Origin of the sequence: Novosphingobium sp. B-7, assembly GCF_000410615.1 — a bacterium.
In the GTDB taxonomy this organism is placed as follows: domain Bacteria; phylum Pseudomonadota; class Alphaproteobacteria; order Sphingomonadales; family Sphingomonadaceae; genus Novosphingobium; species Novosphingobium capsulatum.
Genome location: NZ_KE148408.1, coordinates 1042 through 1749, shown reverse-complemented (window position 1 = coordinate 1749; position 708 = coordinate 1042). Strand labels below are relative to the sequence as shown.

At 68.8% G+C, this 708-nt stretch carries 1 protein-coding gene; it reads left to right on the top strand.

Annotation, left to right across the window (positions count from 1 at the left end):
• Positions 1-164 precede the first annotated feature (164 nt).
• On the top strand, positions 165-708 hold a 544-nt coding region (locus H926_RS34920; protein WP_043610285.1), incomplete at its 3' end, for a P-loop NTPase.

Here is a 708-nt window from a genome sequence, read left to right as displayed (position 1 = left end):
GCGCGAGGGGGCGCAAGGCCAGTCCACGAAAAGCAGTCATGACCAGTCTTATAGGAAGGGATCGCGTGAAAAACAGTGTCTCGTTCCCAAAATTCGTCTGCTAGGGGGCAATAGCACGCCCCCGGGTTGCCGGGACAGATGCGCCAAGGAACAGGAATCAAGCAGTGACGATCGATGAAGCGGCCGTGCGCCAGGCCATTGCCGATGCCGTGGGTGGCGAAAGGCTTCAGGTGGTACGGGTGACCGGTACGAGCGCGACGGCGGTGATCGATGCCGGCGGGCTGGACGGCGCCGCGCGCGCCGCGCTGGAACAGGCGGCCAAGGCGGCAGGCGTGGCGGCCGGGCTGGACGAGGTGCGCGTGGCGCTGACTGCCGAAAAGCGCAGCCGGCGCATCCTGGCGGTGGGGTCGGGCAAGGGCGGGGTGGGCAAGTCCACGCTGTCGGCCAACCTGGCCGTGGCGCTTGCGCGGCTGGGGCGCAAGGTCGGCCTGGTCGATGCTGATATCTATGGCCCATCGCAGCCACGCCTGCTCGGCACCGAAGGGCGCAAGCCCGAGGCGCGCGACAAGACGATGATCCCGATCCCCAGCCCGTGGGGCGTGCCGATGCTGTCGATGGGGCATCTGGTGCAGCCGGGGCAGGCGATTGCCTGGCGTGGGCCGATGGCTGGCAGCGCGCTGGGCCAGCTGATCGAGGCCGATTGGGGCG